Annotated in this window: 1 rRNA gene; it reads left to right on the top strand. The window is 50.4% G+C overall.

Features of this window, described 5'->3' with window-relative positions:
* Nucleotides 1-272: ribosomal RNA gene (locus ACYP2A_RS22815) — 23S ribosomal RNA — on the top strand; the annotation flags it as partial.

The raw sequence follows: 272 nt of genomic DNA, 5'->3' as shown, positions 1-272 counted from the left end.
AGGCTGAAAAGCGTAGTCGATGGAAAACAGGTTAATATTCCTGTACTTCTTGTTACTGCGATGGAGGGACGGAGAAGGCTAGGCCAGCCTGGCGTTGGTTGTCCAGGTTTAAGGTGGTAGGCTGGGATCTTAGGTAAATCCGGGATCCCAAGGCCGAGAGCTGATGACGAGTGTTCTTTTAGAACATGAAGTGGTTGATGCCATGCTTCCAGGAAAAGCTCCTAAGCTTCAGGTAACAAGGAACCGTACCCCAAACCGACACAGGTGGTTGG

The organism is Pseudomonas sp. 3A(2025) (assembly GCF_054589175.1).
The sequence above is the reverse complement of the archived record's forward strand: the minus strand, read 5'-3'. Positions and strand labels throughout refer to the sequence as shown.